4 protein-coding genes are annotated in these 6,750 nt (G+C 40.1%); 2 read left to right on the top strand and 2 right to left on the bottom strand.

Annotated features, from left to right (window positions below; translation table 11 throughout):
• Window positions 1–936: IS66 family transposase (locus NO989_RS21180; protein WP_156086148.1), on the top strand; the 936-nt coding region annotated here is incomplete at its 5' end.
• Between the two features lie 95 nt (window positions 937–1,031).
• Window positions 1,032–1,328, top strand: coding sequence for a hypothetical protein (locus NO989_RS21185; protein WP_156086147.1), 297 nt, complete (start codon window positions 1,032–1,034; stop codon window positions 1,326–1,328).
• A gap of 80 nt (window positions 1,329–1,408) precedes the next feature.
• Here the strand turns inward: NO989_RS21185 and NO989_RS21190 are convergent, their stop codons facing one another.
• Both NO989_RS21190 and NO989_RS21195 read right to left on the bottom strand, forming a co-directional pair.
• Window positions 1,409–4,228: a TonB-dependent receptor domain-containing protein gene (locus tag NO989_RS21190; protein WP_371343156.1), complete on the bottom strand. Its 2,820-nt coding sequence runs from the start codon at window positions 4,226–4,228 to the stop codon at window positions 1,409–1,411.
• A 349-nt stretch (window positions 4,229–4,577) separates the two neighbouring features.
• On the bottom strand, window positions 4,578–6,698 hold the full coding sequence (locus tag NO989_RS21195) for a winged helix-turn-helix domain-containing protein (protein WP_156086145.1): 2,121 nt from the start codon (window positions 6,696–6,698) through the stop codon (window positions 4,578–4,580).
• Between the last annotated feature and the right edge of the window lie 52 nt (window positions 6,699–6,750).

The following is a 6,750-nucleotide window of genomic DNA, read 5'->3' on the forward strand; positions in this document are numbered from 1 at the left end:
ATGTTCGCCCAGTACGGCATTGAGCTGTGTCGGCAAACCATGTCAAAGTGGATGATAAAAAGCGGTAACATCTTCGAAATCTTATACGACATGATGCGGCGAATATTATTGGAGCAACCGGTTATCTTTAGCGATGACACCACCGTCAAAGTCGTGGGCGATAATAAGGCAAAATCCTACATGTGGTTATATGGCTGCGGGGCAGATTCGCCTGCTGGCAAAATAGTGGATAGTGATATTCCTAATATTGTGCTGTTTGATTATAACAGTGGCCGAGGCGGCCAAGTGATAGTGGATTATTTAGACGGTTACGATGGGTACATGCATGCCGACGGCTATCCTGGCTATCATAAAACACAAGCGACCATTGTCGGCTGCTGGGCACATGCTAGGCGCAAGTTCACTGATGCGCAAAAAGCCATGGGCAAAAACAAAAGTGGCAAAATTAACTGGGCGATTAACCACATTAAAAAGCTATATCGAGTCGAAACGCTCATCAAAGATAAAAACATCGATGAGCGCTATCACATTCGCCAAGAGCAAAGCCTGCCATTGCTTAATGAGTTTAAAACATGGCTCATTCAATCTAAAAGCCAAGTGCTAGGACAAACCGACTTAAGCGATGCCATCCAATATTGTTTAAATCAATGGGAAAAGCTTGAGCGTTATACGCTTGATGGACGCCTCAGCATTGACAATAATCGCGCAGAACGCTCAATTAAGCCCTTCGTGAATGGCAGGAAGGCATGGTTGTTATCACAAACTGCAAAGGGTGCTAAGGCCAGTGCGATACTCTATTCAACCGTAGAGAGCGCAAAAGCCAATGGGCTTGTGCCTTACGATTACATCACCCATTTACTCGAAGCCTTTACGCAGCCTGAGCCTGACATCGAGCAATTACTGCCTTGGAATGTTAAGTTAGGTGACGGTCTTTAGGCGACGGTTACGTTAAACAAAGCTAGTGGTAAATATGTATCAAACTTATCACTGTGTTGAGTTGGTCTGAATGGGGCATGATTTATAAATAATAAGTGTCTAAAAAAGATGTAGAAAAAGTGGTTGAGTTTAGATATCAACCACTTGAAGAGGGGTGGGTGTCAACAAACAACGCAATAAAACGCTTTGGTAGTATCCCCAATAGTGACATAGCTCAGCACGCTTTGATCAATGAAGGGATGCCTTTCTCTGTATTTTCAAAATTAACAGAATTAGCAGGGCTTAATTGTGTGATTCATAGCAACGCACCTGTATATAAGTATAGCAAAGAGGCCAAGTTTTTTGACGATATTCAAAAAAGCCATCTCGCTGGTTTGAAGGCTTTTTATTAAGATTATTTCAACCGTGTCGTGGTTACTCACCTAGAGTCAATTGCCATGGACACGGCTAACCTTGATTAGCTTTTACCATATTAAAAGTTATATTCACCTCTAACATAAAATGTACGACCTAACTGATCAACGTATCGCGGGTCATAACCAACTTGATAACCACCACCTGAAGTACGCAATGATAATGGAGGTTGGCGATCAAGTAAGTTTTTGATACCAAAACCAACTTGCGCACTGTCATTGATCTGCCACTTTGTCAGGTAATCAACTGTAAGGTAACTACTTACATTACGTTCAACTGACTGGTCAAAGCCTTGACTAATATCAGACTGATAGCGGATCTGTGAAGCATTTGCCGAGTAGGATTGATCTTCATAACCACTCTGATAGTTTAGATTAACCGAGTGTGCAAAATCTCCATGACTAAAGTTATTCGCCCACTGCATTTTGTGTGGGAAAGTCACAGTACTATTTGGACCAAATTTACCTAGGCTAGTGTCATAGATATCCACTGTTCCCACTCGTAACGTTTCACTTTCAAAGATATAAGTACCTCGTAGAGTTGAACTAAGGTACCCCATAGAAAAGTCATGCCCTATTGAAACAGCCCAATCAATACCCTGGTTATTTGATTTACCAATGTTCACTGGTGCTTGCAATACTTGGATTTCCAACTCGCCACTTAGCTCATTTAAAAGCGTGCCATAAAGACTATTGTAGGTAACTGGATCGGCAAATATCTGTCGCTGAGTCACTCTCTTAACTTGATTTGTAAGGTTTATCTGCCACCAATCAACACTCACACTAAACTCATTAGAGGGCGCATAAACAAATCCAGCAGAACGTTGTTTTGAGGTTTCTGGTTGAAGCTCATTATTACCTGACGTTGCAACATTATATTGCTGTAATTGCGGGAAGCAATACTGCGCTAAAGGGTGTGGTTCAGAAAGTGGGCAATCATAGCTTTGAGATGTAACACCGGCATCTACTTTAGGCCCTGCAATATCTATCATTGATGCAGCTTTAAAGCCGGTACCAATTGAGCCTCGAAGTAACAAATCTTCATTGGGGCGATATGCGAAGGATAACTTATAAGTTGTGTCTGATGCGTCATTGTTAACTTTCTCTGCATTAGCGGCACGCTTACCATCATAAACAGCACCGATATTATCGTAACGAGCCGCAGCGGTAACTTCTAATCCGTCAATAATAGGCGCAACAGCCTCTAAGTAAACACCATAAGTCTCTCTTGATAAGTCATACTCAGCGTCTGGCGTACCGGTTAAAATAGAGTCCTTATTGGCTTGACTGGTAATACTAATAAACTCATTGTCTCGATAATCAAATCCGCCACCGACATAAACCATACCAGCGGGTAATTCAAATGCTGGTGCTGACGCTCTACCTTCAATCGCGCTTGTTTTAGTTTTGAGTGTGTCCCAATTACCACTGTAGGCAATTGCGCGTAGCGCTTCGTTCGTGCTTTCGGGCAATTGGTCAGGTCTAGCAAATACATCGATAGCTCCACTATCAAGCAAAGCAGTTAGTTGGTCAGTTATTAAATAACCCGACACCATATTCCTGTCACGTGAACTGTTAGCTTTTGTAAAGGCCAAGTCATAGGACAAATCGCCATAGTCACCACGAATTCCAGAGGTGAAATTAAATGTATCAGTATCGTATTCGTTAGAGCGACTACCAGCAGGACGTGTACGCCAGCGGATTCTAACATCCGAAAGAGCATTATACTGCTCAGCAGTTAACAAAGGTTGAACTAGGTTAGTAACAAAAGGCGAATCCAATTCAAACTTGTAATTATTTAGCGTGTTGGCTGCGATACGGGTTGTGATACTGTAGTTTGAATAGCTTCCTGAGGCATATAATTCAGCGTTATCATTCAGATAAACACTGCCTTGAAGGTATAAGTTATCACTTTTACTTTCAGGTGAAATTTCTAAATTTTCTGTGAAATCATAAATACATGTATCACCAGAAGCGTAGTTAAATTGTGCACACTCACCGTTGATTTCAGCATATGGATTATATGACTTACTCGTCGAACCATCGATTTCTTTATCGAAGTTTAAATATAAATTTGCTGGAATGGCATTAGATGAAGCTTGTACCAAAAATAAATCTTCACCATTGTAGTTAAAAGGCACAATCCCTGTTTTGCCGAATTCACGATCAAGTGAACGTATATTTTCGTTTTCAAAATGATAGTAGGTCATCAATATATTAAAGCCATCGGTACCTAAGTTGCCAAATCCACCCGTAATACTGAATTCAGAACTTTCACCACCAGCTTCTTGAGGCTTATCAGCTCTAGCACTAACTGTCACGCCTTCAACGTCATCTTTCATGATGAAATTTACTACACCAGCAATAGCATCAGAGCCATATAACGCTGAGGCACCATCCTTCAATATGTCAACACGTTTAATCGCTGCCAACGGAATAGAACTAATATCAACTGTGCCGCCACTATCAGCTGACGCCATTCGGCGTCCATTAAGTAGAACCAGAGTATATGAGCCGCCAAGATCTCTCAAAGATACGGTTTGTTTACCATTGTTACCACTGCTATCGCCCCCACCAACTGACTGAGCGCCAACCTGATAGCCTTGCATTGCTGGAATTTTTTGAATTAATTCAGATACTGATGTCGCCCCAAAGTTGGCAATATCTTCAGCGCTAATGGTAGTCAAAGGCAAAGCACCCTCTATATCTGTTCTTTTTATACTAGAACCTGTTACTTGAATTCGTTCTACCGACTTCTCATCTTCAAATGCGCTTTCGGCAGCTGAGGCCGTACCAAGTGCAGTTAATAGCGACAATGAGATTAAGGATAGCTTTTGGTCCATGATTTTTATTTTTCTACTGTACATTTTAATTTCCAAAGAATTACTTTTAATTGATAGCTTTGGTCTTCGCCAAAGATGCTTAAATTGAGCAATTCAATTTAGCCCTCACCAGTGTTAATTCGAACAGAAGTAAAATTCAAGCATCGAGTCTCTTTTTAAGCTCTATTGTAAGTCTTTTATTTATCTTTTCTTTTAAATACAACAGGTTAGGGTGTACAGAAAGATTAGCACTAGATATTGACAATCAACTAAACAGATTGCTATTCATGCCATCTTGAATTTTGAAATGGGGATTGAGTAGGGTATAAGTTGAATTAGAGTGTTAGCGGTTTAAAATATAATACCTTAATTTATCATGTGTTTACTCAGAACGCCTACCTCTTCTTTATAAACTTGGATGAGAAAGTTGTTTGATATCTGTGTTAACAAACTCTTGTTCAGCAATCACTAGCTTATTTTGGCTAGGAATATAAGTAATAGATGATTTACGCGAAATGGTTCCAAAAGGCAGTTTTACCAAAGGACTAATTTCTTGAGTATGAAAGTCAAAAAATTGAATTTGATGATAGTTAGCATAATCATGTTGAAAAAACACGCCATCTTCAGTTAATTCCCAATGATGCTCGACCTGAAACACATTGTTATTAAGTACTTGTATTGGTTTATCTGCCTTAAAACTTGGCGTGTACCGCCACAAGCCTAGATTGCGGCCCTTTGTAAACCAGATATCACCATTTCGCGCTTGTTCTGCGTAAGTGACCGCTTGATCAATAATAATGTATGGGGGCTTTTCGTCTATAGGAAATCCGTAAAGTGCCAAATTACCTTTAAACTTAGCCCCTGCAAGCAGCCCACTATCATCACGCAGCCAAGAAGGTCTGTAGTGCTGATCAAATTCACTATCCATCTGGGTTAAGTTGCCTTCCTGAAGATTAAGTACAAACAATGCGCTGCGTTTGGTTTTTGTATCGGGCGCCAAAAAAGCTATAGATTGCCCATTATGCGACCACCTTGGCGACGACAAGTGTCTTTTCAATTTAGTCAGTTGTTTTCGATTACTCCCATCGGGATCTGCACGCCAAATTTCTTCATACCCCGACTCAGTAGAAATAAAAACGATACTGTTATTTGCCTCACTATAATGCGGGTCTTTATAGATATAATTAGAATGGATCAATGGAAAAAGTGTCGCACCTGTTGTTTCACTTAAGTCTAACGTGGACAATTTAGTTATATCTTCTCGACTGTGATAAACAACCTCATGGCTATTAGGTACAAAACTAGGATAACTAAATCCATCAACATTAAGGTTAATCGTTGATTTATCTTTTAACGACACTAGATAGCCTTTTCGTCGTCCAGATTCCTCACTGCCATAAATAATACGATCGCCATTTGGATGCCAGGTTAAGCCTCGTAACCGCCCCTTAGTTGCCACTAGGTATTCCATTTGCTGCGTGTTTAAATCATATAAAAATAAGTCTTCTTTCATTCCGTCGCTTGCGGAACGAGATAACGCTAACTGCTTAGCATCAGGTGAAAAGGCTACATCCAAGTCCTGAAAGCGGCACTTCTGATGACAAGCTAATAGTTTGGCTTCCATCGCCTCACTTTTTAGATCAATTAATTTTACATTCAAATGTTGATCGTTTTGTTTTTTAACAATATATGCCAAAAAGCTGCCGTCTGATGAAATGGTCAGCGAAAAGTCTTTTTCGGCATCACATGTGGCAATTTTATTTTCCAGCATTGTGACAATATTTAATTGCACAACATCACATCGTTTAAAATCCCAATGTTTACGCTGAAAGAAAACCACCTCGCTGTTTGGATGCCAAACCGCGCGTCCTTCATAATCTTCAGTAAAGGTAATTTGTTTTGAAGATGAGTTTTTATCTTGAAGATCTTTAATATACAAGTTTGGCGATCCTGTTATGTGACGCCAAGTAAAAATCAGATAACGTTCATTGGGCGAGACCGTTGGATACACTTCACGTCCAGGTTCTGATGTCAGGTTGAGGATTTTGCTGCTTTTGGTTGCAAAAGGTAGCAATGACAGCTGCCAAACTAAGATGAAAGTAACTAAAGCTAAAGCGACTAAGATCACTTTTTTACCTAATGCATTGGATTGTTTTTTCTCTGCCTTTGCAGGATCGCTTTCATCGTTGCTTTCAATTAAAGGCTGGATATATTCTGGCTTTGTTAATAGCCGGTAACCCTTTCGACGGACAGTTTCTAGATTAATATTATCAAATTGCTTGAATTCATTGCGCAAGTTCCAGATGGCATTAGTTAGGGCTTTTTCACCTACTGGAAAGTTACCATCCCATACCGCTTCAATTAATTCTTCTCGGGTTACTAACCGAGGAAATTGCGCTGCTAGATAGGCTAATACATGAATAAACTTAGGTTGCAGTAACTTAGTCTGACCATCGGGAAATATTATTGAATAATCGTTTGGTTTGATTAAGCACGACTCAAGTTTAAACGGAACAGATACTGCCATGCAGTGGACATCACTTCAAATCAATAGGTTAACTAAAAGGTTACAAAATTAA

Source organism: Alteromonas sp. DY56-G5 (assembly GCF_041414725.1).
Taxonomy (GTDB): domain Bacteria; phylum Pseudomonadota; class Gammaproteobacteria; order Enterobacterales; family Alteromonadaceae; genus Alteromonas; species Alteromonas macleodii.

Bases quoted from the DNA above. Each gene is read 5' to 3' on its own strand.
- NO989_RS21195 (WP_156086145.1), bottom strand. From the start codon at position 6,698: ATGGCAGTATCTGTTCCGTTTAAACTTGAGTCGTGCTTAATCAAACCA.